The organism is Labrys sp. F242 (genome assembly GCF_057813875.1).
Genome location: NZ_JBVASG010000003.1, coordinates 256,169 through 282,917 on the forward strand (window position 1 = coordinate 256,169; position 26,749 = coordinate 282,917).

Annotated in this window: 22 protein-coding genes; 11 read left to right on the forward strand and 11 right to left on the reverse strand. The window is 65.7% G+C overall.

Going from position 1 to position 26,749, the window contains the following annotated elements; genetic code table 11:
• The first annotated feature begins 30 nt into the window (after positions 1-30).
• Positions 31-1,023 (forward strand): 3'-5' exonuclease, encoded by a 993-nt coding sequence (locus tag ACZYTC_RS20895; RefSeq protein ID WP_441770971.1) that lies wholly within the window; start codon positions 31-33, stop codon positions 1,021-1,023.
• Between the two features lie 87 nt (positions 1,024-1,110).
• On the opposite strand, the gene galE is transcribed toward ACZYTC_RS20895, so the two are convergent.
• The 3 genes from galE to ACZYTC_RS20910 form a co-directional block, all read right to left on the reverse strand.
• Positions 1,111-2,091, reverse strand: a complete 981-nt coding sequence (gene galE / locus ACZYTC_RS20900) for a UDP-glucose 4-epimerase GalE (RefSeq protein WP_434958592.1) — start codon at positions 2,089-2,091, stop codon at positions 1,111-1,113.
• Between the two features lie 270 nt (positions 2,092-2,361).
• Positions 2,362-3,492, reverse strand: coding sequence for a serine hydrolase domain-containing protein (locus ACZYTC_RS20905; protein ID WP_488990450.1), 1,131 nt, complete (start codon positions 3,490-3,492; stop codon positions 2,362-2,364).
• 89 nt (positions 3,493-3,581) lie between these two features.
• Positions 3,582-4,526, reverse strand: coding sequence for an alpha/beta fold hydrolase (locus ACZYTC_RS20910; RefSeq protein WP_488990451.1), 945 nt, complete (start codon positions 4,524-4,526; stop codon positions 3,582-3,584).
• Between the two features lie 448 nt (positions 4,527-4,974).
• Between ACZYTC_RS20910 and ACZYTC_RS20915 the strand changes: the two genes are divergently transcribed.
• From ACZYTC_RS20915 to ACZYTC_RS20925, 3 genes are all read left to right on the forward strand, one after another.
• Positions 4,975-5,211, forward strand: a complete 237-nt coding sequence (locus ACZYTC_RS20915) for a hypothetical protein (RefSeq protein ID WP_434958589.1) — start codon at positions 4,975-4,977, stop codon at positions 5,209-5,211.
• Positions 5,212-5,375: 164 nt separating this feature from the next.
• Positions 5,376-6,299: a hydroxymethylbilane synthase gene (gene hemC, locus ACZYTC_RS20920; protein ID WP_488990648.1), complete on the forward strand. Its 924-nt coding sequence runs from the start codon at positions 5,376-5,378 to the stop codon at positions 6,297-6,299.
• A gap of 74 nt (positions 6,300-6,373) precedes the next feature.
• Positions 6,374-7,078 carry a uroporphyrinogen-III synthase gene (locus ACZYTC_RS20925; protein ID WP_488990452.1) on the forward strand — a complete coding sequence of 235 codons (705 nt, stop codon included), beginning with the start codon at positions 6,374-6,376 and terminating at the stop codon, positions 7,076-7,078.
• A 36-nt stretch (positions 7,079-7,114) separates the two neighbouring features.
• Here the strand turns inward: ACZYTC_RS20925 and ACZYTC_RS20930 are convergent, their stop codons facing one another.
• The gene (locus tag ACZYTC_RS20930) at positions 7,115-8,557 is read right to left on the reverse strand and encodes an amidohydrolase (protein WP_488990453.1); all 1,443 of its coding nucleotides are present in this window, start codon (positions 8,555-8,557) and stop codon (positions 7,115-7,117) included.
• Positions 8,558-9,026: 469 nt separating this feature from the next.
• On the opposite strand from ACZYTC_RS20930, the gene ACZYTC_RS20935 reads away from it, so the two are divergent.
• The 4 genes from ACZYTC_RS20935 (at position 9,027) to ACZYTC_RS20950 (ending at position 13,330) form a co-directional block, all read left to right on the forward strand.
• Positions 9,027-10,355 carry a COG4223 family protein gene (locus ACZYTC_RS20935; protein WP_488990454.1) on the forward strand — a complete coding sequence of 443 codons (1,329 nt, stop codon included), beginning with the start codon at positions 9,027-9,029 and terminating at the stop codon, positions 10,353-10,355.
• 7 nt (positions 10,356-10,362) lie between these two features.
• Positions 10,363-12,012: a heme biosynthesis protein HemY gene (locus ACZYTC_RS20940; protein ID WP_454811143.1), complete on the forward strand. Its 1,650-nt coding sequence runs from the start codon at positions 10,363-10,365 to the stop codon at positions 12,010-12,012.
• Positions 12,013-12,130: 118 nt separating this feature from the next.
• Positions 12,131-12,760 carry a hypothetical protein gene (locus ACZYTC_RS20945; RefSeq protein ID WP_488990455.1) on the forward strand — a complete coding sequence of 210 codons (630 nt, stop codon included), beginning with the start codon at positions 12,131-12,133 and terminating at the stop codon, positions 12,758-12,760.
• A 123-nt stretch (positions 12,761-12,883) separates the two neighbouring features.
• On the forward strand, positions 12,884-13,330 hold the full coding sequence (locus ACZYTC_RS20950; RefSeq protein WP_434958583.1) for a DsrE family protein: 447 nt from the start codon (positions 12,884-12,886) through the stop codon (positions 13,328-13,330).
• On the opposite strand, the gene ACZYTC_RS20955 is transcribed toward ACZYTC_RS20950, so the two are convergent.
• Positions 13,315-14,004: a hypothetical protein gene (locus ACZYTC_RS20955; RefSeq protein WP_488990456.1), complete on the reverse strand. Its 690-nt coding sequence runs from the start codon at positions 14,002-14,004 to the stop codon at positions 13,315-13,317. The genes ACZYTC_RS20950 and ACZYTC_RS20955 overlap by 16 nt on opposite strands.
• A 188-nt stretch (positions 14,005-14,192) precedes the next feature.
• On the opposite strand from ACZYTC_RS20955, the gene ACZYTC_RS20960 reads away from it, so the two are divergent.
• Positions 14,193-15,764 (forward strand): Na+/H+ antiporter, encoded by a 1,572-nt coding sequence (locus tag ACZYTC_RS20960; protein ID WP_488990649.1) that lies wholly within the window; start codon positions 14,193-14,195, stop codon positions 15,762-15,764.
• 438 nt (positions 15,765-16,202) lie between these two features.
• On the opposite strand, the gene ACZYTC_RS20965 is transcribed toward ACZYTC_RS20960, so the two are convergent.
• The 4 genes from ACZYTC_RS20965 to ACZYTC_RS20980 all read right to left on the reverse strand — a co-directional run bounded on the left by ACZYTC_RS20965 (position 16,203) and on the right by ACZYTC_RS20980 (position 20,867).
• Positions 16,203-17,549: an alpha-glucosidase/alpha-galactosidase gene (locus ACZYTC_RS20965; RefSeq protein ID WP_434958581.1), complete on the reverse strand. Its 1,347-nt coding sequence runs from the start codon at positions 17,547-17,549 to the stop codon at positions 16,203-16,205.
• 68 nt (positions 17,550-17,617) lie between these two features.
• Positions 17,618-19,015 carry an ABC transporter substrate-binding protein gene (locus ACZYTC_RS20970; RefSeq protein WP_488990457.1) on the reverse strand — a complete coding sequence of 466 codons (1,398 nt, stop codon included), beginning with the start codon at positions 19,013-19,015 and terminating at the stop codon, positions 17,618-17,620.
• 38 nt (positions 19,016-19,053) lie between these two features.
• A complete protein-coding gene (locus ACZYTC_RS20975) occupies positions 19,054-19,929 on the reverse strand; it encodes a carbohydrate ABC transporter permease (protein WP_434958579.1) in 876 nt (291 codons plus the stop codon).
• Positions 19,930-19,934: 5 nt separating this feature from the next.
• Complete coding sequence (locus ACZYTC_RS20980; RefSeq protein ID WP_441770980.1) at positions 19,935-20,867, reverse strand: carbohydrate ABC transporter permease; 933 nt, start codon at positions 20,865-20,867, stop codon at positions 19,935-19,937.
• A gap of 325 nt (positions 20,868-21,192) precedes the next feature.
• Between ACZYTC_RS20980 and ACZYTC_RS20985 the strand changes: the two genes are divergently transcribed.
• Entirely contained in the window at positions 21,193-22,218 is a 1,026-nt protein-coding gene (locus ACZYTC_RS20985; RefSeq protein WP_441770981.1) for a LacI family DNA-binding transcriptional regulator, read from the forward strand.
• A 163-nt stretch (positions 22,219-22,381) separates the two neighbouring features.
• Here ACZYTC_RS20985 and ACZYTC_RS20990 read toward each other — a convergent pair whose 3' ends face one another.
• Positions 22,382-23,584, reverse strand: a complete 1,203-nt coding sequence (locus tag ACZYTC_RS20990) for an MFS transporter (RefSeq protein WP_441770982.1) — start codon at positions 23,582-23,584, stop codon at positions 22,382-22,384.
• Positions 23,585-23,657: 73 nt separating this feature from the next.
• On the opposite strand from ACZYTC_RS20990, the gene pdxR reads away from it, so the two are divergent.
• Complete coding sequence (gene pdxR / locus ACZYTC_RS20995) at positions 23,658-25,169, forward strand: MocR-like pyridoxine biosynthesis transcription factor PdxR (RefSeq protein ID WP_441770983.1); 1,512 nt, start codon at positions 23,658-23,660, stop codon at positions 25,167-25,169.
• Here the strand turns inward: pdxR and xylB are convergent.
• The gene (gene xylB / locus ACZYTC_RS21000; protein ID WP_441770984.1) at positions 25,166-26,620 is read right to left on the reverse strand and encodes a xylulokinase; all 1,455 of its coding nucleotides are present in this window, start codon (positions 26,618-26,620) and stop codon (positions 25,166-25,168) included. The genes pdxR and xylB overlap by 4 nt on opposite strands.
• Positions 26,621-26,749: the final 129 nt, after the last annotated feature.

A 26,749-nucleotide genomic window follows, 5' to 3' on the forward strand; every position in this document is an offset into this window, starting at 1 on the left:
GATCATTGAGTCGGTGGGAAAGGGGGAAGCATGGGCGAACAATTCGACATGTTTCGGACCGAGGCGCTTCCGGAAAGGCGGGCGCCGTCTATTCGAGCCAAGCGTGCGCCTCCCGCACCCGTGCCGGCCCGCCAGCACGAGGCTCTCGACGAGGCCACGCTGGTCAGCATGCTGGAAGCAACCGGCCGCTACCGCATCCAGCGCAAGCTGGAGCCGCGCTCCGTCGTCTCGTGGGACAAGAGCAGATTTCCGCGCCTGGCGGTGATCGTCGATACCGAGACCACGGGCCTCGACCATGAGAAGAACGAGATCATCGAACTGGGCATGGTGGCGGTCACCTATGATCCTTCCGGGCAGGTCGGCGACGTCGTCGGCATCTTCAATGCCCTGCGCCAGCCTCAGGAGCCGATCCCGCCCGAGATCACCAGGCTGACCGGCATCACCGACGCCATGGTGGCCGGCAAGGCGATCTCGCCGGCGGAGGTCGAGGCCTTCATCGAGCCGGCGGACCTGATCATCGCTCATAATGCGCGGTTCGACCGTCCCTTCTGCGAGCGCTTCGCGCCGGGATTCGCACCCAAGCCCTGGGCATGCTCGAATGTCGAGATCGCCTGGTCCGACCGCGGCTTCGAAGGCACCAAGCTCGGCTATCTCCTGGGACAATCGGGCTATTTCCACAACGGGCATCGAGCCGTCGACGATTGCCATGCGCTGCTGGAGGTTCTGGCCCGGCCAAGCGGGGAGAGCAGGACGGTGCCTTTTGCCGAGCTGTTGAAGGCATCGGAACGCGCGCGCATCAGGATCTCGGCGATCAACAGCCCCTTCGACATGAAGGAGCGGCTCAAGGCTCGGGGTTATCGCTGGAACGACGGCAGCAATGGCCAGCCCAAGAGCTGGTGGACCGAAGTCGGCGAAGAGGAGGCGGAGGCGGAGCTGAAATTCCTGCGCGCCGAGATCTACCAATGGCCGGAGGCCAGGCCCCTGACGCAGCGCCTGGCAGCCACGGACCGGTTCAAGGCCTGATCGGCTGGCGGGTCTTCGACGTGTTTTTGGGCTCTTCGGCGAGGTTGCCCGACCTCATCGAATGAGCCCGCAACCATCGCGAAAAGATCAGGCCGCCAGATTGTGCCGGAACCAGGTGACGGCGCTGCCCACGATGGTGTCGATCTCGCGATGCTGGGGGTGCCAGCCCAGCAGTTCGGCCGCCTTGGTGGCCGCGGCATAGAGGCTGGCGGGATCGCCGGGCCGCCGCGGCTGGAAACGGATGTCGAGCTTGCGGCCTGTGCAGCGCTGTACCGCCTCGAGGATCTCGATCACCGAAGTGCCGATCCCGGTGCCGAGATTGAAGGCTGCGCTTTCGCCGCCTGCCTTGAGATAGTCGATGGCGCGCACATGGGCGTCGGCGATGTCGGCGACATGCACATAGTCACGGACCGCCGAACCGTCGGGCGTAGGATAGTCCCGGCCCAGCACATTGAAGACGGCGCGGTGGCTGAGCGCAGCCTGGATGGCGAGCGGGATGACATGGGTTTCCGGCTCGTGCCTTTCGCCCAGCTCACCGTCGAGGTCGGCGCCGGCGGCGTTGAAATAGCGCATCGCCGCCCATTTCAAGCCATAGGCGGTGCCGAAGTCGGCCAGAGCATGCTCAACCGCCAGCTTGGTCGCGCCATAGGGGCTGATCGGATTGCGCGGCGCACTCTCCAGGATCGGCAGGCTGGCCGGAACCCCGTAGGTCGCGCAGGTCGAGGACAGGATGAAGGTCTCGATCTCGTTCTGGCGCACGGCCTCGAGCAGGGTCAACGAGCCCACGACATTGTTGGAATAATATTTCGCGGGATCGGCGACCGATTCGCCCACCGTGGAACTGGCCGCGAAGTGCATCACCGCTTCGGGCTTGTATTTGGTGATCACCTTGTTGAGGAAGGCACTGTTGCGGATGTCGCCGACTTCCAGCGGGCCCCATTTGACCGCATCGGCATGGCCCAAAGAGAGATTATCGACGACGACGGGGTCATAACCTGCCTGGGCCAGGGCCTTGCAGGCGTGGCTGCCAATATAGCCGGCGCCACCAGTTACCAGAACACGAGTCATGTTGGTTCCCATACTTGCCGGGGCTCAATCGATCCGGTTCCCGCGTACCGGGACTTCTCGCTGCGATTGACCTGTCGGGCGCGTCACTACTGTTAACCAAGATTTACCTTCAGATCGCGGATGCGGCTAGCTGGGAATCAGCGGTATCGCCGCACCGAAAGGATAGGGGCGCGCACCCGCCGCCCCCCTCCCAAAAGGTTGAGGGGCCCGCCCATTTCGACGAGGGCGGGGTCTCCTCGCGGATCAGGGGGCACCAAATCGCAAAACACCCTAGCCGTATACGGCGGCGCGGAGGGCGTCGGGATAGGCGCCGCCGACGCCGGCGACCGCCGTGTTGGTGAAGATGACCACCGAAAGCCCGCGTGCCGGATCCACGAACCAGCTGTGACCGTAGACGCCGCCCCATTGCCAGCATCCTGGCGAGCCGGGCATGCCGGCAGCGGCGGGATCGCGCAGGATCGACCAGCCGAGGCTGAAGCCACAGCCGGGATCGTCGATGTCGAGGTCGGCAATCGCATCCTCGCTCAGGAGGCGCTGGCTCTCCGGTGAGAGAATCGGCGCCCCGCCGCCGCGGACGGCTTCGAGGAAGCTGAGGAAATCGCCGGCCGTGCCCACCATGCCGGCACCGCCGGAGGGGAAGGCGGTGGCGTCGAAGGCGCGCTGTGGCGCGAAGGTGAGCCACCAGCCATTGTGGCATACGCGCTGGATCTCGCCCATGCGCACCGGGTGGGGCACGCCATCGGCATAGGCGGTTGCCAGGCGCTGGGGCTTGGTGGCAACGAATTCGGTGTCGGCCATGCCGAGCGGCCCGGTGATGCGTTCTGCCACGATCTCAGGCAGGCTTTTGCCGACGGCCTTTTCCATCAGCCCGCCCAGCACGTCGATCGCTACCGAATAGCGCCAGGCGCTGCCGGGCGCGAAGGCCAGCGGCTGGGCTGCGATCTTCTTGAGATTTTCCGCCATGCCGCGGCCGAGCCGGTCGAGGCCGTCGGCGATATCGGCGGCGGCATCGTAGTCATAGCGCAGGCCTGCGGTGTGGCTGAGAAGATGGCGCACCGTGATCACCGGCTCGCTGCCATCGGCGAGCCTGGGGCGGAAATTCGGAAGGTAACGTGTTACGCGGTCGTCGAGGCCGAGCTGTCCGGCCTCGACCAGTGCCAGGGCAGCGGCCGCCACCATCGGCTTGGTCACAGAGGCGAGGCGGAAGATGGTGTCCTCCGCGATCGGCGTGCCGGCCTCGCGATCGGCATGACCGGCGCTGCGACGATAGACGATCTCGCCCGCCTCGGCCACCAGCACCACGGTGCCGACGATGCGCTCCTCGGCGATGGCGGCGTCGATCACGGCATCGAGGCGCTCCGTACGGGCTTGGTCGATGGCGGGGGAAGGCTGGCCGTGCATGAGGAAAGCTCCGAAGCGGGAAGGTTTCGGACAATCGGCAACAAACCCGCTTCGTTCAAGTCCCTTTCCGGGCTGGGGGCCCGCGGCGGTCACTTGCCGGTCTGGTCGCTCCAACTGGCGTTCTCGCTCTTGCCGTTGAGGAAGGGCAGGGCGGTTGCCGTGAGCTGCGGCGACAGGAAGATGTCGTAATGGGTCAGGCCCGGCAGGATGGCGAGACGGTTCTTGGCCATATGCTCGCGCTGCCAGCCGGCATCATGCAGCCCGCCGCCGAGGAGCTGGTAGAACTTGACCACATGCTCGGGGCGATACATGTCGCTGTCGCCAAAGACCAGCATCACCGGCATGGTCAGCTTCGGCACGTCGGACGACCAGTCATAGGGCTTGCGCATCAGGGCGCCCATGGCGTCGAGCAGGCGTGGGAATTCGGCCGGATCGGGCGCGACCTTGACATAGGACTGGTACATCGGCGTGGCCTTCATCATCTCGGCCATGCCGGCGCCGACCTGGGCCTGCATCGGCAGCATCTCGGGATAGAAGCCGTTCTGGGCAAAGCCTGCGGAGACCAGCACCAGCCGCCGCACCTTGTCGGGGTGCTGGGCGGCGAGCTGGAAGGCGACGCCGCCGCCCATGGAGTAGCCGAACACGTCGACCTGGCCGTAGCCGAGCTTGGCGAGGATCTGGCCCATGTCGTCGCCCATGGCCTTCAGATCGATCGGGCGCTTGCCGAGCGGCGTGCGGCCATGGCCCTGGAGATCGACGGCGATGATCTGGCGATGGGCGGTCAGCGTCGGCATGACCGGCTGGAACATGTCGATCGAGCCGAGGCCGCCATGCAGCAGGAGGAGCGGTTCGCCGCTGCCGCGTATCTCGTAATAATAGTTCACGCCGCCGGCCTCGATATGGCCGCTCTTGGCCGGCGCCTGGTCGGTCGTCGCCGTCTCTGCGCCCATCGCCGCGCTCATGGCGACGGAAAGGCTGCCGACGCCGATCACCAGGGCGGCCAGCAGGGATTTCAGGATGGAGGCTTGCGGCATGGTCGTCACTCCTGTCTCGACGGATGGGTCCGATGGTTCTGGTTTCGGGTCGCGCGAGCCGTTTTTCGCTCGTGGGGCGTCGCGCAAAGGACGCTGGCCGGCGGGGCCGGCCGACATCGGGCGACGGATTTTTTTCGCAGGGCCAATCGGGGAGGAGTGCAGGGGCGAGTCGATTTGAGACGGACTGTGGCGATTTTGCTCTATCGAAGAAACGACAAGGGGTGTTATAAATCCGTACAAGATGCTAACTGTATGGCTCTGTTGAATTTTTTGTTTCCGGTCCGGTTAAGTGAAATAGCCGATTGGAAGCAGGGCGAGCGGCTTGGTCATGACCAGATTTCGCGTGAAGCGGACCCGCTGAGGCAGGCCGGCTTGTCACGATGATCTCACGCCGAACGCCGACAGTGCCGCGGTGACGCGCCTGGGCCGGGGAACAAGGTAGGTCGACATGATGGATGATATCGATGACCTCGAGAGCAAGAGCGGAGCGATCGAAGCACCGGTGCTGACCAGCCTGTTGCGCCTCGCCTCCCCCCCCAGCGGCAACTTCGTGCTCGCCGAGTTCCATTTCGACGGGAACGCCGTCTTGAAGGTGCCCCTCTCTCCCGAAGCTGCCGAGGCTTTGCATACCGCCCTCGGCCTCTGGCTTGCCACGACCGGGGGCTCCTCGCCGGTGCGGCACTAGCGCAGGCATTTGTTGCAGCCTCTTCCGGATGTCGACGCGCCGAACGATGTCCAGGGCATATCGCCCACCGTCATGCGGGCTTTGTGATCTTTCTCCATAAGCTCGCCTTTGACTCCCCTAACCTCCGGCGTTAAGCAGCCGCGAGCTGTTTGGGAAAAATATCGATCGTGTCCATTCTGTTGCGCCTCGGCACGCGAGGCAGTCCGCTTGCATTGGCGCAGGCCCGGCAGACGCAGGCCCTGCTGGCCGGCCTGTTGGAGATCGCGCCCGAGCGTATCGAGATCCGGGTGATCAAGACCTCCGGCGACATGATCCGTGACCGGCCACTCTCGGAAGTCGGCGGCAAGGGGCTGTTCACCAAGGAGATCGAGCGGGCGCTGGAAGATGGCGAGATCGATATCGGCGTGCATTCCTGCAAGGACATGCCGACCGTGCTGCCCGACGGCCTGGTGCTCGCGGGCTTTTTGGAGCGCGAGGATGTCCGCGATGCGCTGATCGCACCCGGCATCGCCACCTTCGCCGAGCTGCCGCAGGGCGCCGTGGTCGGCACGGCGGCGCTGCGGCGCCAGGCCCAGGTCAAGCATCTCAGGCCCGATCTTCAGACCGTGCTGTTCCGAGGCAATGTCGAGACGCGCCTGCGCAAGCTCGCCGAGGGGCAGGCCGATGCCACGCTGCTGGCGGTGGCTGGCCTGAAGCGGCTCGGCCTCATCGGCCATGCCAGCGCCATCCTCTCCGAAGAGGATTTCCTGCCAGCCGTCGGCCAGGGCGCCATCTGCCTGGAAACCCGGGCTGACGATGGCGACACCATCCGCCACGTCGCCGGCATCGACCATCGCGACACCCATCTGGCCGTGAAGCTGGAGCGAGCCTTCCTCACCGTCCTGGATGGCTCCTGCCGCACCCCGATCGCCGGACATGCCGTGGTGGAGGGGGATGCCATCCGCTTTCGCGGCCTCATCCTCAAGCCTGACGGCAGCGAGGTGCACGAGGCCCAGCGCAGCGGCCGCGTCGCCGATGCGGAGGCGCTCGGGCGCTCGGCCGGCGAGGAACTGCACGCTCTGGGCGGCGAAGGATTCTTTGCCGGCTGATCATCCGGTGGCGAGCGAAATGGCCTTCCTGTCGCGCCGATCACGCGGCCGGCGGCGTATCGAGCGGAAGGACAATGATGGCGCGCATACTCGTCACCCGGCCGATCGAGGAGGCACAGCAGACGGCGAAGGTTCTCGCGCGGCTGGGCCATGAGCCGGTGATCGAGCCGATGCTGGAGATCGTGTTCGGCGGCGACGCCCTGCCGATCGGACGCTTCGATGCCCTCATCGTCACCAGCGGCAATGCCCTGGCCGCCCTTTACGAGCGGTCGGAATTCCAGGGGCTGACCGCCACGCCCCTGATCGCAGTCGGCCGTCGTACCGGGGCCGTTGCTCGCGCCATGGGTTTTGAAGACGTCGAGACCTTCGGGCGCGATGTGGCCAGCCTGATCACCCATGTCCGAGAGGCCTGGCGCGAGCCGCACCGTGCCCTCTATCTGGCTGGGGCCGACCGCACCGGCGATCTCGTCGGGGCTCTCGCGGGCATGGGGCATCGCATCGAACTCGCCGTCGTCTACACCGCGCATCAGGCGGCGCGGTTCCGGCCCGAGACCCAGGCGGCGCTGACGCAGGGCGGGCTCGATGCCGTGCTGCATTACTCCGCGCGCACGGCGGAGGCCTTCATCGCCTGCGCCGGTGGTGCCGAAGCCGTGGCGCGCCTGCCGGCGCGGCATCTGTGCCTGTCGCGCAAGGTGGCCGAGGTGATATCGGCCACCGGCGCCGTCGAGGTCGCCTTTCCCGCGCGTCCGGAGGAGGATGCGCTGCTGGCGTTGATCTGAGCGCCTCCCGGAACGACGAGTTGCAGCAAGGCGCGATCAGCGGCCCTGGCTCGAATGGAGATGTTCGGGCAGGATTTCCGGCGGAATCGGACTTTCGAAGGGCCGGCCGCCGGTGCGCCGGTTGAGTTCGGCTTTCGCCCTGGCGATCAAGTCCGGCTTGCTCAGGCAGTCGGCCGCCGTGCTGGCGAGCACCTTCGCCGCCGCGACCATGCCCTTATGGGCCGCCGGCTCCAGGCCCTGCGTCACCAATTGCCAGCTATGAAAGGGTGTGCCGATCGCAAAGCAGGCGGTGTGGCATTGCACCGTCGGCGCAATCCAGCTGACGTCGCCGACATCCGTGCTGCCCATCTGCACGCTGGCCCTCCGGGCCATAGGCAGGATGCCCTCGTGCAGGCTATGGGTGGCCAAGGCCGGATCATGCGGCGCCACGCTTGCGGCAATGTCTTCGTCCGACAGGCTGGCCCGACGTAGCCGCTCGGCGAAGTTATGGTCATCGCCGTCGAAAGCCGGGGCGCCGATGCGGATCATGTTGTCGTGCATGGCTTCAAGCAGGGTTTCGTTGGGCACGAGATTGAGCCCGGCATCGGTTACCTGGAAACTGGTTTGCGTCTCCGTCATCAACGCGGCGCCCTCGGCCGCCTTCTTGACGCGTTCGAACAGGCGTTTGGTATCGGCGATATCGGGGGAGCGCACCAGATAGAGCACCTCGGCATTGGCCTGTACGACATTGGGCGCGATGCCGCCGCTATTGGTGACGGCGTAATGGATACGCGCCTCCGCCGGCATATGCTCGCGCATATAATTGACGGCGATGTTCATCAGTTCCACCGCGTCCAGCGCCGAGCGGCCGAGATGTGGGCTGGCCGCCGCGTGTGAAGCACGGCCGGCGAAGCGGAAATAGCATTGGATGAAGGCGAGGCTGGAGGCGGCCACGACTTCGTTGACGACGCTCGGATGCCAGCAGAAGGCGACGTCGACATCGTCGAATACGCCGGCCCGGGCCATGAAGCTCTTGCCCGAGCCGCTCTCCTCGGCGGGGCAGCCGTAATAGCGCACGCGGCCCTCGATACCCGCCGCGGCCAGCGCATCCTTCAAGGCCACCGCGGCCAGGGCCGCGCCCGCGCCGAGGAGGTTGTGGCCGCAGCCATGGCCGGGACCGCCGCGCTGCAGCGGTTCGGCCTTCTCGACGCCGCTGGCCTGGGACAGATCCGGCAGGGCATCATACTCACCCAGGAAGGCCAGCACCGGTCCGCCCTCGCCATATTCGGCCATGAAGGCGGTCTCGATGCCACCCGCCTTGCGCGTGATGCGGAAACCCTCTGCCATCAGGGCCGCAATATGCTCCTCGCAGGATCGCTGCTCTTCGAAAGCGAGTTCGGGCATGTGCCAGATGCGATCGCTCAAGGCGCAGAAGGATTGCGCCTTCGCATCGACATGCTCGACGATGTGCTGGAGCGTCAGACGATCATTCTGCGTCATCTCTGCGGTTCTTCCCTGTCGAGGCGGCTGCGCCGCCAATTGTCCTTCATGGCCGTGATGCCCGTCGCGCCGGGAGCCGGCTCCCGCCGCAAGTTCCTGGCGGCAAGACGGAGCGACTGTGACCGATATCGATCACCGACACCGACACCGAAACCGCAAGCGGATCAATCGCTGGCATGGGATCGCTTGAATATCCTCGCGGCCAGGAGGCCTTGCCTTGGCCCGTCACCGTGCGGAACGATTGGAACAGGCGGAGGTTTTCACAATCGGATAGCGCCCGTTTCCTGCCTGCCTTTACGCCGGTGGCTGTCCAGCGGGCTTCGGTTTGGGCAAATTGGCTTGTCGGGTTTTCATGCTATAGGCTGGGCCCGTTGGGGGTCTCCATGGGGGTCGCATGGCACGGGAAGACAGCACGCAAGGCAGGCCGAAAAAGCAGAAAAGCGCAGGCCTCGGTCCCGCGACGTTGGATTTGAGCGCCACCGAAGTCGCCGAATCGCCCGCAACCTCGACTGCTTCGCCGGCGCAGGCCGCCGGCGGGGAAGCATCTGCCTTCAGTCCCGAATCTGCCGCCGAGGTACAGCCCGCCACCGGCGAGGCGCCGAAGACCGAGGAAACCGGTGCTGCCGCCGCGGCGGATGCCGGGGAGGCGGCGGGCCCGTCGATCTGGGCGCGCCCGTCCGCCGATGGCGTACAGGCCAGCGGCGATACGCCGCGCACCGAGGCGCCCCCCGAACCGGAGGCTGCCTCTCCCACGCCTCGACCTGAATCCGAATTCGCGCCTCCGCCTCCACCACCTCAACGTTCGGGCTTGTCGACCCTAGCTGCGGCGCTGGCGGGTGGTATCGCCGGCGGCGTGCTGGTGCTGCTGGCCGGCGCCCTTGGCGTCGTCCCGCTCGGCAAGAGCGGCGGCGATGACGGGCTGGCCTCCCGGCTGGCGATTGCCGAGCAGGACGCCGCTGCCGCCAAGAAGACCACGGGTGAGGCCCTCAGCCGCCTCGCCGCCCTCGATACCGGCGCCAAGACGACACAGGAAGCGGCGAACAATGCCCTCGCCCTGGCAGGCGAAGCCCAGAAGGCGGCTGCCTCCGCCGGCACGTCCGCCTCGGTCGCGCCTCCGGCTGGACCCGACGTTTCCGGCCTGACCGAGCGCCTCGCCAAGGCAGAAGGCGAGATCGCCACCCTCGGCGACGGCCTGCGCCAGGTCGGCACCGCAGCCAACGGCCTGTCGCAGGAACTCGCGCAGGTCAAGCAGGCGGCCAGCGCGACGCCGGACAAGGCGGCCGCCTATGCCGTCGCGCTCGGACAACTCAGCGAGGCCATCCGCAGCGGCAAACCCTTCGCCACCGAATTGCAGACGGCCACCGGGCTCGGCGGCAATGCAGAAGCCCTGGCGCCGCTGACGGGCCTTGCCTCGACGGGCGTGCCGTCGATCGAGGCCCTGGCTACCAGCTATGATGCGCTGAAGCCGCAGATCGAGGCGGCGCTCACACCCAAGCCCGAACCCCTGTCGTCGGATGCGGGCGTGATGGATCGGATCACCGCCAGCCTCGGCAACATCGTCACCGTCACGCGCGACGGCGAGGGGGGGGATGGCGATCCGGTCGCCTCGGCCGAAAAGGTCTCGAAGGCCCTGCACGCGGGCGATCTGACCGCAGCCATCGCGGCCTTCAAGGCGATGCCGGAGGCGGGCCAGCAGGCCGGTGCCGCCTGGCTCACCCAGGCTGCGGGTGCCGCCGAAGCCCTCGCTTTGATCAAGGCGCAGACCGGCGCCGCCCTGCAGAAATTCTCTCATCCGTGAGGCGTCGATGATCCGGGCTCTTGTCACTGTCCTCGTTCTCGCTCTCGCGGCTTACGGGCTCTATTTGCTCGCCAGCCGGCCGGGCGATGTCTCCCTGACCGTTGGGCTGACAACCTATAAGGTGAAGCTGGTCTGGGCCGCCGTCGCCGTGCTGGTGCTCGTTGGCGTGCTGATGGCTGTTATCGGCTTCCTGCGCTGGCTGTTGCGTTCGCCTGCCAATGTCGCCGGCTATTTCCGCACCCGCCGCCGCTCCAAGGGCTTCAATGCGGTGACGCAGGGCATGATCGCCGTCGGTTCGGGCGATGTCCGCCGTGCCCAGCGCCAGGCTGTTGATGCCGAGCGCATCCTTGGTTCGGAGCCGCTGGCCCTGCTCCTGCGGGCGCAAGCCTCGCAGCTTTCGGGGGACCGCGCCGGCGCCGAGGCCGCCTTCCGCGCCATGCTTTCGGAGGCCGAGACCAAGCCCCTCGGCCTGCGCGGCCTCTTCGTCGAGGCGCGGCGACGTGGCGATGCTCACGCTGCCCGCCAACTCGCCGCCGAAGCGGTGAAGACCTCGCCGACCCTGCCCTGGGCCGGCACAGCCTTGCTCGAATTCCAGTCGATCGAGAAGGATTGGAGCGGCGCGCTCTCGACTTTGGCGCGCAACGCCAATCATCGTCTTATCGACAAGGAGACGGCCAAGCGCCATCGTGCCGTGCTGCTGACCGCCCAGGCGATCGAGCAGGCGGAGCGCGATCGCGCGGGCGCCAAGGCCAGCGTGCTCGAAGCGCTCAAGCTTGCCCCAGGCCTGGTGCCCGCGGCGGTGCTGGCGGCCAAGCTGCTCTCGGAGGGCAACGATATCCGCAAGGCTTCCAAGGTGCTGGAGACGACCTGGCGCCTGCAGCCGCATCCCGACATCGCCGAAGCCTATACCAATGTCCGGCTCGGCGATTCCGCCCGTGACCGTTATGCCCGCGTCCAGACGCTCGCCGCCCAGATGGCCGGCAATCCGGAGGCGGCGATTGCGCTGGCCCGCGCCGCTCTCTCAGCCCGCGATTTCGCGGTCGCCCGCTCGGCGCTGTCGCCGCTGCTGGCATCGGGCGCTACCGAGCGTGTCTGCCTCTTGATGGCCGATATCGAAGAGGCCGAGCACGGCGCCACCGGCAAGGTCCGCGAATGGCTGTCGCGTGCCGTGCGGGCGCCGCGCGATCCGGTCTGGACCGCCGACGGCATGGTATCCGACGTCTGGCTGCCGGTCTCACCCGTCACCGGCCGGATCGATGCGTTCGAGTGGAAGACGCCGGTCGAGCGCCTTGGCGCGCCGGTGGTGTCCTATGCCGATGACGTCCTGGCCGATGTGGATGAACCCGAGCAGCCCAGGCTGGTCGAGGCGCATGTCAGGCCGGTCGAGACGCCGCCGCCCGCGGTCGAGAAGCCCGTGGAACCGGCCGCTGCCGCGCCGCCGATACCAGTCGAGCCAGCCAAGGTCGAGCCCATCAAGGTTGAGCCAGCCAAGATCGAGGTCCTGTCGCCCGAACCATCCAAGCCCGAGCCGTTGAAGCCGCCGCCGCGCCGCCCGCCGCCGCCCATGCCGGTGGTGCCGTCGCATCCGGTGCCTGATGATCCCGGCACAGGGGAGGACGAACCGAGCCGGGTGGTGCGCTTTCCGATCAACGGCTGATAGCGGCTGCTATCGAAGAAGATCTTCGTAATCTGGCATGGCAATGCGCGAGCGCACGGACAGCGCGCTCGCAACGGCGTAGGGTGTTCCGAGCTGCGCATCGCCTCTGGAGGGCCGCATGAGACATCATTTCCTGATGCGTGTTGTGTTGGCGGAGGCCGTCCTCATCCTGATGGCCGGCACGGCGTCAACAGCCCTGGCGGCTGGTTCGGCACCCGACGAGGCCTTCCAGCGCCAGGTCTTCGGCCGGACCATCGACAAGGACAGGATCCATGCCTGCTATCGGCGCGCCTATGATGCGCCGCATCTGGGCAGCCATCCCCAGCAGAATGTGCGCACCATGACACTGCTGGTCACCGGATCGGCGGAAGAGGGTGCCGATCCCGGTTATACGCTCGGGCTGGGCGTCACCTTCCGCAAGGCCGGCACGCATTTCGAGACGTTCGGGGGCTGCGGTGCAATCGGGTCTTCTGCTGCGCCTGCGGCTAAGGCGACGATCGCCCATTGCAGCGTCGATTGCGACGGCGGAGCCATCGACGTGCGGCTCAAAAATGAAAAATCCGTCCTGGTCGCCATTCCCGACGGCGCGCGCATCTGGAAGGCCGGCAGCGACAGCGAGGACAGCGATGAGCGCAAGCGCTTCGGCGCGGACGACAAGCTGTTCCGGCTCGACCGCACCGCGCTGACCGACTGCCTGTCCCTGGTCGGGGACGAGAACGAGAAGGCGATGCTGCGCCGCGGCCAGTGAAGCGGATCGAAGCTAACCGTATTGTGCCCTAACTCTTTGTTTTAAAGCGCTTTATTGGTCGTAAAGCCTATCGATTTTCTGGAAAACGCTCCTTTTCTGGAAAACGCTCTTGGAGAGCCTCACATGGATCGTAGAACCGCCGTGAGGGCCATGTTGGCAAGCGGCCCGGCCATTCTCGTCGCGGGGGCGGATGCTGCCTTCGCCGCCGAGGCCAAGCCGGTGCCGCGCATCGCCTATCACCTTGCCGATCTGGAGAAGGCCGGTTTCGTGCTCGGCAATCTGCGCAATCATATCGACGGCATGGGCGGTCCCGACGGCGTGAAACTGGCCGTGGTGGTGCATGGCCCGGCCCTGCGAGCCTTCCGGGCGGATGGCGGCAACCAGGATTTCAAGGCGCGTTTCGGCCGGCTCATGCAGGACGGCGTCGCCTTCCACGCCTGCCGGCACACGCTGGAAGGCATGAAACTCAGCCTTGCCGACCTCCTGCCCGGCTTTGCGGTGGCGGAGAAGGGCGGCGTCGTCCTGCTGGCTGAACTCCAGGGCGAGGGCTGGCTCTATTTGCGGCCATAGCTCGGCGGGGAAGGGGAGCCGGCCTGCTGCGAATCGCCCTGGAGCCGCAATGGGGGCAGTTCGTAGCGGGCCAACTTGGCGATGTCGGCGGGGCGCCCGGTCTTCAGCCGCCCCAGGAAGGCCTTGGCGGCCTCGTTGCCATAAGCGCGGCGGCTGATCGCAAACAGCATGACGCCGTCGCCGCGCGGCGCATAGCGATAGGCGTTCCACTCCACCGTGAACTCGCCCCAGGGGTTCTTCTGGCTGACCAGGAAGTCCAGCAGGATCTCGCCCGTCGGCGCATTGCGGATCAGGGCCATCTGCACGAGCGGATCCCCGCCTTTGCGCTGGTTGAGCGAATCGACCTGCGCCTTGGCGGCGCCGGCGACATCCGTGCCGCCGGCCAGCAGTTCCACCAGCACCATCTTGGTGTATTCGGCCACGGTCTCGTCGGCCGGCAGATATTCCTGCTTGTAATAGGACGGATTGGGCTGGGCGCTCCAGGCGAGCCGGTATTCCGTGCCGTCGAAGGCGAGCGGGCCGGGCAGGCCGATGCGGTCGACAGCCTCCTGCGCGGCCAGTCCGGCCGGCAGCGCGATCAGGGCCAACAGAATCAAGCCGGCGCGGGCGGCGTGACGGATGAGGGCTCCGAGACGTCCGCTATTTGGAAACGATCGTTCTCCTATCGTCGCCATCCTGTCCTTTCAGGCCAGCTCGCAAGAATGGCACTACCCTAGGGGCAAGCCCCCATCCGTGACAAGAAAAGCGATGGACTGGTCCGATTGGAGCGGAACTTTCGCCCAGCCACAGGCGGATGCAGGCCCACCTCTTGACGCTATGCGCAAACTGCCGGATGCAACCAGGAGACGATGTCGAGGTGGCGATGGAAACCTTCGAGTGGATCATTCTGCTGTTGCTGGGCGCCGCCCTGCTGTCGACCCTCGCCCGGCGCCTCGGTGCGCCCTATCCGACCTTCCTCGCCATCGGGGGAGCCTGCCTCGCCTTCGTGCCCAACAGTCCGGAATGGACGCTGGATCCGCATCTTGCGCTGACCCTGTTCGTGGCGCCGGTGCTGCTGGATGCCGCCTATGACACCTCGCTGCGGGATCTGCGCGACAATTGGGTCCCGGTCGCCAACCTGGTGATCGTCGCCGTGGGTGTCACCACCGTCGCCGTCGCCCTGATCGCGCGCTGGCTGGTGCCGGGTATGCCCTGGGCCGCGGCGATCGCGCTCGGTGCCATCGTAGCGCCGCCGGATGCGGCCGCCGCCACGGCGATCGTCCGGCAGGTCAAGCTGCCGCATCGCCTGACCAAGATCCTCGAGGGCGAGAGCCTGCTCAACGATGCCAGCGCCCTCTTGATCTACCGTCTCGCCGTGATTGCCATGGTTTCGGGTGGCATCACTCTCGGCAGCCTCGGCCCGGCCTTCTTCATCACGGTGTTCGGTTCGGTCGCGGCGGGCATCGCCTTAGGGCTGGCCTTTCCCTATGTGATCGGGCGCTTCGACGATGCGCCGACCGCCGTCATCGTGCAGTTTGCCACGACCTTCGGGGTCTGGATCCTGGCGGAGGCAGTGGGGCTATCAGGCATCCTCACCATCGTCTGCTATGCCATGACCATCGCCCGCCGGCGTGACGCACCCATGCCGGCGCGCCTACGCGTACCCGTCTATGCGGTATGGGAGACGGTGGTGTTCATGCTGAACGCCTTCGCCTTCGTGCTGATCGGCCTGCAACTGCGCCCGATCTGGGAGCGGCTCGACATGGGGCTGCGCTTCCAATATTGCGCCGTGGCCCTGGCGGTGCTGGTCACGGTCATCGTGGTGCGCTTCCTGTGGGTGATGACCTACAACACCGCGATCCGCTTCAAAATTTCCCGCTGGGGCTTCCATCCACCCCGGCCGATGGCACGGCCGACGGCGCGGGGCGGCATCGTCATCTCCTGGGCCGGCATGCGTGGCATCGTCACCCTCGCCGCCGCCTTCGCCCTGCCGGAGCATCTGGCCGACGGCACGCCGTTTCCCTATCGCGACCTCATCCTGTTCACCGCCTTCTGTGTGGTGTTCGGCACGCTCGTCCTGCAGGGCCTCACGCTCAAGCCGCTGATCCGCTGGATGAAGCTGCGCGACGGCGATCCCGTCGGCCAGGAGGTGAAATGGGCTCGCACCGAGGCCTATCGCGCCGCCATCGAGGCGATCAAGGACGACGAATCCAAGCATGCCCGGCTGCTGTGCAAGGAGTATGGCGCGGTGGTGGAGCTGAGCGAGACCAGTCCGTTGCAGGGCGAGATCGGTGATCTGCCCGGCAATCCGCTCAGGCGGCGGGCGATCGCCGCCGCCCGGCTCAAGGCGGGCGAACTGCGCCGCGAGGGGGCGATCGGCGACGATGCCTATTATGTGCTGGAGGAGGAGTTCGACTGGGCCGATCTCAGCGCCGGCGCGGCGCGGCGCGCATGATGGAGTCTAGCAGCTTCAATGGCATTGCTGAAGATTGCCTCACGGTCGCGTAGCCCGCCCCCTCGCTCTTGCAGAGCGAGTGCGGACCTACACATCTCATGCTCTCCAGATAAAGCGCGGGAATCCTTCCCCGACTTCGGGGAAGGTGTCGCTGTGCAGCAGCGACGGATGGGGGAGGGTGGCGCTGCCGCGCCGATGGTGGTTGGATTTGTGTCACTCTCCCCCACCCGACCTCGCTTCGCTCGCCCACCTCCCCGAAACCGGGGAGGGATTAGCGCGCTCCAGTCGGCTTGGCAGCGACGTGCATATGCCCCAGCGTCGTTGCTGGGAGAGGTTCGCACTCGCGCTGCAGGTGCGAGGGGCGAGGGGCGGTGCAGTGCTTTCCGAGACGGCCATTCGAGGATGCCACATCCGCCCCCTGTGGCCGCTCCCACCTGCTCACGCCACCCGCAACTGCGAAGCAGTGTGGGCGGTCGTCTCGCGCAGATTTTGCGGGATCCAGTCGCCATGGGCTGCCATGAGTTCGTCGACCAGAGCCCAGATCTCGTCGAGGTTGAGCTCGGCGGCCGTGTGCGGGTCGAGCATTGCGGCATGGTAGACATGGTCGCGATTGCCGGTCAGCAGCGCCTCGACCGTGAGGTTCTGGACGTTGATGTTGGTCTGCATCAGCGCGGCGAGCTGGGGCGGCAGCTTGCCGATGCGAACGGGCTGCAACCCGTTCCTGTCGACCAGGCAGGGTACTTCCACCGCGCAATCGGCCGGCAGATTGGTGATCAGGCCGCGATTTTCGACATTGCCATAGACCACGGCGGGCCTGCCCGTCTCCATGGCATGGATGATGGTCGAGCCATATTCGACGCTGCGATCGACCTCGAGCGGGACGGAGGCGTCCTGCAATTGCCTGGAGAGCTCGCTCCATTTCTGGATCTGGTTCTCCGAGCGGGTGATGTATTCGTCGAGCGGGATGTTGTAGCGCTCGACCAGCTTTTCCTGCCCCGTCTTGATGTACCAGGGCACATATTCGCAAAAATGCTCGCTGGATTCGGTGACGAAATAGCCGAGCCGCAGGAACATGTCGTAGCGCACCCGGTTCCATTCGGGCACGCGCCCTTCCTCGACCACCTTGCGGATCAGCGGATAGAGATCCTCGCCATTACGCTCGAACTTCAGATAGAACGCCATGTGGTTGATGCCGGCGCAGGTGTAGTTGATCTCCTCGAGTGGCACGCCGATATCCTCGGCGATCTCGGCTGCCGTGCCCTGCACGCTGTGGCAGAGCCCGACGCTGCGGATCTTGCTCGACCGGTTCAGGGCCATGACGTTCATCGCCATCGGATTGGCATATTGCAGATGGAAGACGTTCGGGCACAGCCTTTCCATGTCGCGGGCATAGTCGAGCAGCACCGGAATGGTGCGCAGGGCCCGCATGATGCCGCCGATGCCGAGCGTGTCGGCGATGGTCTGGCGCAGGCCGTATTTCTTGGGCACCGCGAAGTCGGTCACCGTGCCGGGCTTGTAGCCGGCAACCTGGATCATGGTGATGGCATAGTCGGCCCCGTCGAGGGCCCGCGAGCGGTCGGTGGTGGCCTCGATGCGGGCGGGGACCTTGAGGGTCTCGACGATGCGCCGGCCGACGCGCTCGGAGACGGCCAGACGCTCGGCATCGATGTCATAGAGGCAGATATGCGCCCCGGCGAGTTCCGGGAAGGAGAGGATGTCACCCATCAGGTTCTTGGCGAAAACGGTGCTGCCGGCACCGATGAAGGTGATCTTGGGGGAGGGCATCAGGAGCTCCTGATCGAGAAGAAAAGGTCTGCGACGGTGACCGCCGCCGACAATGGGGAGGAGGGTGGTCAGAACAGGGCGTTCACGGCATCATTGGCTTCCTTGAGGACCTTCGCCGCATCGACTTCGTTGAGGAAGATCTGCTCGAAGGCGGCCTTCATGAGCGAATTGATTTCGGAGGAATGGTCGGTGATCGGAAAATAGAAGGTCTGGTCGGGAGTGGCTTCCTTGAGGAAGGCGGAGACGTCCCAGCCCTTGGCGGTGGAAGCCTGCTGGGACAGCTTGGCCGCTTCCTCGATCGCCGGGAAAACCACGCCGGAGGCGCCGACGATGCGGGCGCAGCCGGGCGAGGCCAGGAACTTCACCCATTGCCAGCTTTCCTCGGGATGCTTGGTGCCGGTCCAGATGCCGTCGGCCAGACCGTTGAACATGGTCTTGCGGCCCATGGGCCCCTTGGGCAGCAGGGCATAGCCGAGCTTGAACTTGGCATTGCTGCCGAAGAAGCTGATCATCCAGGAGCCCTGCGGCGCGAGCGCGGCCTTGCCGGCGACGAACAGGGCCGAGGCATTGTTGCCGACATCCTTTTGCGGGATGGCGAAGCCCTTCTTCAGGCCGAGATCGCGCTGCCAGCTGATGGAGGCAGCCAGTTCCGGCGCATCGTAATGGTAGGACGTGGCCCATAGGCCGTCGACGAATTTGAAGCCGTTGGAAGCGGCGAAATGCGCCCAGGCCGACTGGCCATAGCCGTCGATCTCGGGAAAGACGATGCCATATTGCTTGACGGATTTCGGGTCGAACTTGGCCGAGAGGCCGTCATTGCCGCCGGCATCGACGGAGAGCCGGGCCAGGATCTTTTCGAAGCTGCCGCCGTCCTTCGGATTCCAGGTAGCCTCGTTAAGCTCCTCGACGCTGACACCGGCCTTGTCGAGCATATCCTTGTTGTAGACGACGGCGACCGTGTCCCAGTCCTTGGGCAGGCCATAGATGTGGCCCTCCTTCGACCACAGGTCGAGCAGGCCCTTGTAGTAGATGTCGGTCGGGACCTTGTCGCGCTTGATGAAGTCGGTGATCTCCATCACCTGGCTGTTGGCGACGAATTCGGGATAGCGGCTGAGATGGTTGGTGAAGACATCCGGCGCCGTGCCGGAGACGAAGCCGGTTGAGAGCGTCGTCCAATAGTCGTTCCAGGCGAGCTGGGTGAGCTTCACCTTGATATCGGGGTGCTCTTTCTGGAAGGCGTCCGCGCAGGCCTGGTAGGGCGCAAGCTGGTTGTTGTCCCACAGCCAATAGCTGATCTCGGTTGCGGCCCGGGCCGGGACGGCACTTCCCGCCAGCAGAAGCGCGCCGAGGCCGAGTTGCAGGCGGCGAGACCCGCGCCTGGGAGTCTTCGGACGGTCGCCGGGCCGGCTGTGCGCATGGCACCAAGAACGCAGTCGTGACGCGAGAGCTTTCGAGATGGTCTTCAAGGCTTCCTCCCGGATGTGTTTGGCTTGATTGTTTCAGGTTATTTCAGGCCGCTGAATTGCAGGGACTCGACCACCCGTCGGCCGAGAATGACGAGCAGCGCGATGACCGGCAGGATCGACAGGAAAGTCGCGGCCATCAGGCCGGTCCAGTCCGGATTGCCGTTCGGCTGCTGCTGCAGGAAATTGGTGAGGGCGACCGACAGCACGCGCGAGCTTTCATCGCGCCCGATCAGATAGGGCCAGAGAAACTCGTTCCAGCTGTTGATGGCGAGCAGGATGGCGAGCGTGGCGATGGCGCCGCGATGAACAGGCAGCACCACGCTCCAGAAGATGCGAAGCGGCGAGGCGCCGTCGAGACGGGCGGCGTCCTCCAGTTCCGATGGCGTCGACAGGAAGAACTGGCGCAGGAAGAACACGGCGAAGGGTGTCATCAAGACGAAGGGCGCCACCATCCCGGTCATGGTGTTCAGCCAGCCGAGTTCCTTGATCAGCACGAAATTCGGGATGAACAGTACGATCGCCGGCACCATGGTGGCGGAGATGAAGAGGTAGAAGATCACGTCCCGCCCGAAGAAGCGCAGCCTGGCGAAGGCATAGGCCGCCAGCGAGGAAAACAAGATCTGGCCGGCGACGCAGATCGCCGTGAAGACGAGGCTGTTCACAAGGGCAGGCCCGAAACTGATCCGGGCGACGAAGCCTCCCTGTTCCGGGCTGAGGCCGAAGATGCGGGTGAAGTTGGTGGTCGTGACGCTGTCGGGCAGCAGCGAACCGGCGCTGTCATAGAGGTTCGGCAACGGCGTGAAGGCCGTCTTGAGGGCGATCCAGAGCGGGAAGAGCGAGCCGATGACGAAGAGCCAGAGCACCAGCCAGGCAAAGGCGCGTCCGAGGTTCCGGCGTGGGGCGACGATGGCCATGGCGCCTACTCCAGATCCGAACTGCCGGCGCGCATCACCCGCATCTGGATGAGGGTGACGCCGATGAGCACCAGGAAGAGCAGCACGGACATGGCCGAGGCATAGCCCATCTTGGAGAAGCGGAAGGCGCTCTCATAGATGTACCAGATGATGGTGCTGGTCGAATTGACCGGCCCGCCCCTCGTGGCCACGGCGATGGTGTCGAAAACCTGGAACGAGCCGATCACGCTGGTGACCACGATGAAGACCAGGACAGGGCGCAGCAGCGGCAGGGTGATATGCCGGAACATGTGCCATTCGCTGGCGCCGTCGATCCTGGCTGCCTCGTAGAGCGAGCGCGGAATGGCCTGCAGCCCGGCATAGAACAGGATCGCGGTCATGCCGGTGTGGCGCCAGACATTGATCGCCGCCACCGAGACCAGCGACAGCTCGGGCGTGGTCAGGAAAGGCTGCCGGGGTATGCCGATCAGGCCGAGAAAGGCGTTGGTGATGCCGAGGATCGGATCGAGCAGCCACAGGAAGATCAGGGCGGCGACCACGTTGGAGAGGAGATAGGGCGCCACCACCACAGCCCGCAACGCCACGGATTTCGACAGCCTGTCCATCAGCACGGCCAGAGCCAGGCCGAGCACGGTCTGAACCGGAATGTTGTAGAGGACATAGAGGCAGGTGATCTTGATCGACTGCCAGAAGCGGGGATCGCCCATCAGCCGGACATAATTGTCGAGCCCGACGAATTTCGGGGCCCGCATCAGGTTCCAGTCGGTCAGGCTGATCTCGATCGCCCGCAGCGTCGGCAGCAGGTAGAACACCGTGAAGCCGATGAGGGCGGGAGCGATGAAGAGCCAGCCCGTCAGATTCTCGCGCCAGCGCTGGCTTTTTGCGCTCCAGGCGGGACGTCTCCTGGCCAGTGATCCAGACTCGCCGATCGATACCAAAGGTGTTGCCTCCCCAGGCCGGTCGATTGTTTGGTTTGTTAAGTGACACGTGTTATTTGTTTACTAACACGTGTTAGTATGATTAATGCAGAGGATCGAAATCGTGTCAAGACAGGTCTGAGGCGGCTTGACAGTCCGTCACCGGCTCGGCGATGCAGGGTTCGCTGCTCGGGCATGAGCGGCCGGCTGTTGCTCGTTCCAGGGCCAGAGCGAGGTGCGTTCATGATTGAACGCTTCTTTGCTCTCGTTCTTTGGTTCGATGCGTTTTGTGATTTGAAGGGATTGAACGAAATCGCAAGATGCTCTGGGAGGATGGATGGAGCGGATGAAGGTGACGAGCCATGACGTCGCGGAACGCGCAGGCGTGTCCCGTGCCACCGTTTCCATGGTTCTGAACGGCTCCACTGCCGTTTCGATCAGCACCCAGACGCGCGAACGCGTCCTGCAAGCCGCCGCGGAACTGGGCTATCGGCCGAATTCGGCCGCCCGCATGCTGGTGCGCGGCGATACCGAGACCATCGGCCTGGTCGCTACCGATCCGGCGCTCCTCAATGTCGACGGCTTCGTGCCCCAACTCCTCTATGGCATTACCCGCGTCAATCGCGATCACGGCTACGGCGTGTTGCTGGAGGTCGTCGAAAAAGGTGGCGCGCCCAATGTCTACACCGATCTGGTGCGCAGCCGCCGCATCGACGGCATGATCGTGCTCAACCCCGCCAGCAACGATCAGGCCCTGCACGGCCTGATCGAGGATGGCTATCCCCTGGTGCTGCTCGGCTCCGTCGGCCACCCGCGCGAGCATGCGGTGAACTTCTCCAACCGCCGGGCGATCCAGAGCGCCGTTGATCATCTCGTCGGGCTCGGGCACCGGCGCATTGGCCATATCGGCTTCTCGGCGATGGGCAACATCGCCACGGACCGGCGCCTGGCTGCCTATCAGGACAGCCTCGTCAGCCATGGCATTCAGCCTGATCCGGATCTGGTCGGCTTTGCTCATCACAGCGCCGAAAGCGGCTTCACCGCCATGCAGGCACTCCTGGCACGAGCCCATCGACGGCCCACTGCCGTACTCGCCGGCAACGATACGATCGCGCTCGGCATAATGGCCGCGATCGAAGCGGCCGGCCTGCGGGTGCCCGAAGACATTGCCGTCATCGGTTTCGACGACCTGCCGATCGCGGCCTATACCAGGCCTGCCCTCACCACCATCCGCAACCCGGCGATCGAGCAGGGGGAGGCGGCGGCGCGCATGCTGATCCGGTTGCTCAAGCGCGAAGTGGTCGAGCCCTCGCGCATCGTCTTCGGCACGGAGCTCGTCATCCGGGCCTCGAGCGGAGGCATGGTTGGCTAGGCAGCCGCGCCTGTACCTGAAGGTGCTGGAAAGAAAGAGCCCGCTTCGGGTGAAGCGGGCGTAGTTGCGGAAATCACGCTTCCGAGGCGTTCTGCCACCGGGGAAGCGGCGAGAAGAGGGGGCCGTCGTGCAAGGTGGCCTTGTCCAGATGGCGATAAGGCTGTCAGGACCCGGAAGTCCGGCCTGCGCCGGGGACGACGAGGGCTGCAGAACGCCTGCGGGCGAAGCCGATATTGACCGCGATCAGCAGTTCGGCGAGCGCAGCGACCAGCAGGATGACCAGAAAGGTGCTCTTGCCGAAATTGACCAGCACCCAGCCACCGATGACGGGAAAGCCGAAGACGCCGATGAAATAGCTGAGGACGAACCAGGTAAGCGCCGCGTGGCGCAGGCCTTGCGGCGTATCGTTGACTGCCCAGGTCTGGATGACCGAATAGACCAGACCATAGCCGATACCCGTCAGGATTGCGGCGAGGATCTGAAATGCGGGATGGAGGGCGACGCACCACATCGCCACGACCCCCAGTGCCATGGCGGCAAGCAGGCCGGTTGCAAGCGCGGCCTGCGGCAGCTTCGCCAAGGTGCGGGCGAGCAGCAGCCGTGCGGCGACGACCGTGAGGGCGTAAACGGCGAAGAAGGTGGCCGCGCTCGCCGTGGTGCCCTCAACCAGCGTGGACTGGAAGGTCAAGATGCCGGAGAAGACGCAAGCGCCGAGCGCCACCATGATGATCGGACGTATCGAAGAGCTCCGGCCGATGACGACGATGTCGGTGAGCCAAGGGCGCAGGGCCTGGATGCGTGGCCCGCCGGGAGCGAGGCTGCCGAAAATCCAAAGCAGCGCCGATGCCGCCAGGCAGGCCAGGCCGACCAGCAGGAACGCCGTCTCGATGGAAAGGCCGGCCTGATGGACGGCGAGATTGAGAAGGAAGGGCCCGCCGCCGATGCCTACCATCTGGAAGGCGCCGAAGCGCGTGAACCAGAAGGCTCGGTCGGCGTCGGTGATGCGCTCTGAGAGGGCCATGGGCGCCGAGATGTAGAACATGCCCCAGCCCAGCCCGATGAGAAATCCCGAAGCCATGCCAAGTTTGAAACCGGCATTCGTTGTAGAGGCCAGCAGCAGAAAGCCGGAAGCGACGGCACAACAGGCGATCACGCCCATGCGGGCGGCGTCGAAGCGGCCGGACAGCCAGCCGACAAGCGGAACGCCAACAAAGGTGCCGACCATGGCTGCCCCTAGGGTCAGGCCGGTTTCGATGTCGCCGCCGCCCTGTGCCCGGTAATAAGAGGCAAGCAGGAAGGTAGCACCGTAGCCGGCGGCGGCCAGCATGGTACCGGCAAAGAGAAAAGGAGCGGAGGATTGGCGCATCTGCATCACCGTTGAAAGTGGATCGATAAAACGGCAAACTGAAGCTCCAATCCAGGGCCACTTCGAGGTGCGGATGCGAGCCACTTCAGCGCGTAACAGCCAAGCTCGATCGCTGCGCCGGGAGAGCGCGGCGGCAGGTTTTCTTCCCGCGATCGAGACGCCGTCGCCGGTGCCGGCCGTGCGCCAGCTCTATCTGCAATTGCGCAACGGCATCATTGCGGGCCGGCTTCAGCCGGGACACCGTCTGCCATCGACACGCACGGCGTCACGCGAGTGGTCACTCTCGCGCGGCCTGATTGCCGAATCCTACGACATGCTGATTGCGGAGGGATATGCCGTCGGGCTGCACGGATCCGGGACCTATGTCGCGAGCGGCTTGCCGCCCATCCCGACCGGTGCGAGCGACGGACGCAAGGCGGCCCAGGGAAACGACAGCCGAGCCATTTCGACGGCGGCGCGATTGGCCATGCGCATCGGGACGGCCCTCCCCCTGCAGGCACCCTTCACGACCGGCCGCGTGATTCATGACATCAAGACAGCCAGCTTGTTGAAACGGCTCACGCTTCGTCATCTCGACTACACGCATGACGGTTATCGCGACCCGCAAGGCGAGCAAACGCTGCGGGAAGCGATCGCCGCCCATCTCATCGCCTCACGCGGCGTGCGATGCGAACCGGGACAGATCTTCATTACCTCGGGTACGCAGCAGGCCCTCGATCTGGCCGCTCGCCTGCTGGCCTCGCCGGGGGAGACGGTGTTGGTCGAAGATCCCTGCTACCCGCCCGCGCGGCAGGCCTTTGCCTTCAATGGCGCCCGGTTGGCCGGCATTCCCGTTGATCGGGACGGTTTGATCACCCAGGCGCTCGGGAGCTATGACGGTCCCGCGCCGGCGGCTGTTTATGTGACGCCCTCGCATCAATATCCTTCCGGCTCGGCCCTGCCGCTGGCGCGCAGGCTGCAGCTGCTGTCCTTTGCGCAGGAGCGGGGGTGCTGGATCATCGAGGACGATTACGACAGCGAGTTCCGCTATGACGGCAGGCCGATCACTTCGCTCCAGGGCCTCGATGCGACCGATCGCGTCATCTATCTGGGAACCTTCAGCAAAGCGCTGCTGCCCGGGATCCGCGTGGGCTATCTCATCGTTCCCGGTGATCTCGTCGCGGCCTTCAGGGCAGCGCGGCCTATCATCGATCGCTTCCCGGCGCCGCTTCATCAGCGTGTCGTGGCCGATTTCCTGAACGAAGGCTATTTCCCGGCCCATTTGCGGCGCTTGCGGGAGCGCTATCGCGCCTCGCGCGACTTTCTTGCCCGTTTGCTGAACGAGCGGCTGTCGGAGCATTTGATCGCGCCCGTGCCCGAGCAGGGCATTCACTTCACCGTGCGCAGCACGGGAACCTGGTCTGATGACCGCACCGTGGCGCAGGCCGCGCTCGAGGAAGGCGTCGTCGTTCTACCGGTGTCGCCGATGTGCATCTCGGCCACGACCGAACCCAAGCTGTTGCTGGGGTTCTCGGGCCTGACGGACGAGGAGACCGATATCGGCACCAGGAGGCTATCGCGCGTATTTGCCCGATTTGCGCTCTAGCGTGCCGCCTTGGTTGCCTGATAGAGACGGCGGAAGGCCGCGACCTTTTCGGCATAGACCTGCGTCAGCTCGGCGCGCGGCTCGGCGATGTCCAGGACCGGCGGCTTGGTGGCGATTGCGGTGATCGGCTCGCCGCTGGCGGCAGCGCGCGCCAGGCGGGCGGCGCCGAAGGCCGGTCCCTTTTCGCCGCCGCGATAGCGCTTCAGCCTGAGGCCGAGCACGTCGGCGAGAATCTGCACCCACAAGGCGCTGCGGGCGCCGCCACCGATCACGGCCGCCTCGCTCAACTCGGTGCCGGCTTCGGCCAGGCAGGCCGCCGCATCGGCGAAGGAATAGGCGACGCCCTCCAGCACGGCGCGAATGAGGTCGGCCTTGCCGGTCGCGCCGGTCATGCCCGTGAACAGGCCGGTCGCCTCGGCGTCGTTATGCGGGGTGCGCTCGCCCGCCAGATAGGGCAGGAACAACACGCTGCCCGGACCGGAAGGCTGGGCGGCGACATCGGCCAGCAGCTTCTCGATCGGTTCGCCCACCAGCCCCGCGGCCCAGGCGAGACAGGAGGCGCCGTTGAGCAAAGCGGCCATCTGCACCCAATGGCCCGGCACGGCATGGCAGAACGTATGCAGGAACTTGTCCGGCAGCGGTCGATAGTCGGTGCCTGGCACGAAGAACTGGCCGGAAGTGCCGATGGAGAGGAAAGCGCCATCGGCAATGGTGCCGATGCCGATGGCTCCCGCCATGGCATCGCCCGCGCCGCCGGCCACTGGAATGCTGGGCTTGAAGCCGAGACGGGCGGCGAGCGCCGGGCGTAGTTGCCCGGAGATTTCGGTGCCTTCGATCAGGCGCGGCACCTGGCTGCGTTCGACGCCGGTCGCCGCCAGGGCCGCATCGGACCAATCACGCCTGGCCTGATCGAGCCACCAGCTTCCCGCGGCGTCCGACATTTCGCTGACATGCTCGCCGGTCAGCCACAGGCGCACGAAGTCCTTGGGCAACAGCACCCGCTTCAGGCGGGCGCGCAGCGCCGGCTGATGGCGGGCGAGCCACAGCAATTTGGGGGCGGTAAAGCCGGGAGCGGCCGGCACGCCGAGCTGCCAGGCGAGTTCGGGATGCTCACGGTTGAGCTCGGCTGCCTCGGCTGCGGCGCGACCATCGTTCCACAGCATCACCGGGCCGAGCGGCCTGTCCTCGGCATCGAGGCAGACCGAGCCGTGCATCTGGCCCGATAGCCCGATGCCTGCCACGCCGGCCAGCAAGGCTGGCTGCTCGGCCCGCCAGCGCGCCAAGACGGCTTCGATCGCCGCGATCCAGTCATCGGCATTCTGCTCGCTGAGTCCCGGCCCGGGCCGGGACAGCGAGAGAGGCTGCTCGCTCTCGGCCAGCACGGTCTCGCGTTCGTCGACGATGACGGCCTTGACGGCCGAAGTTCCGATATCGAGACCGAGATAGAGCATGGCGACAATCTCATGCGGGAAGGGTCATCCTTAGGACCACAAGCCGCTTGATTTGTCATTATCCCAAAGCGCTGGCCGGGCCGGGATATGGCCTAGTGGTAATGCAACTCACTGAAGTGTCTTCGAGTT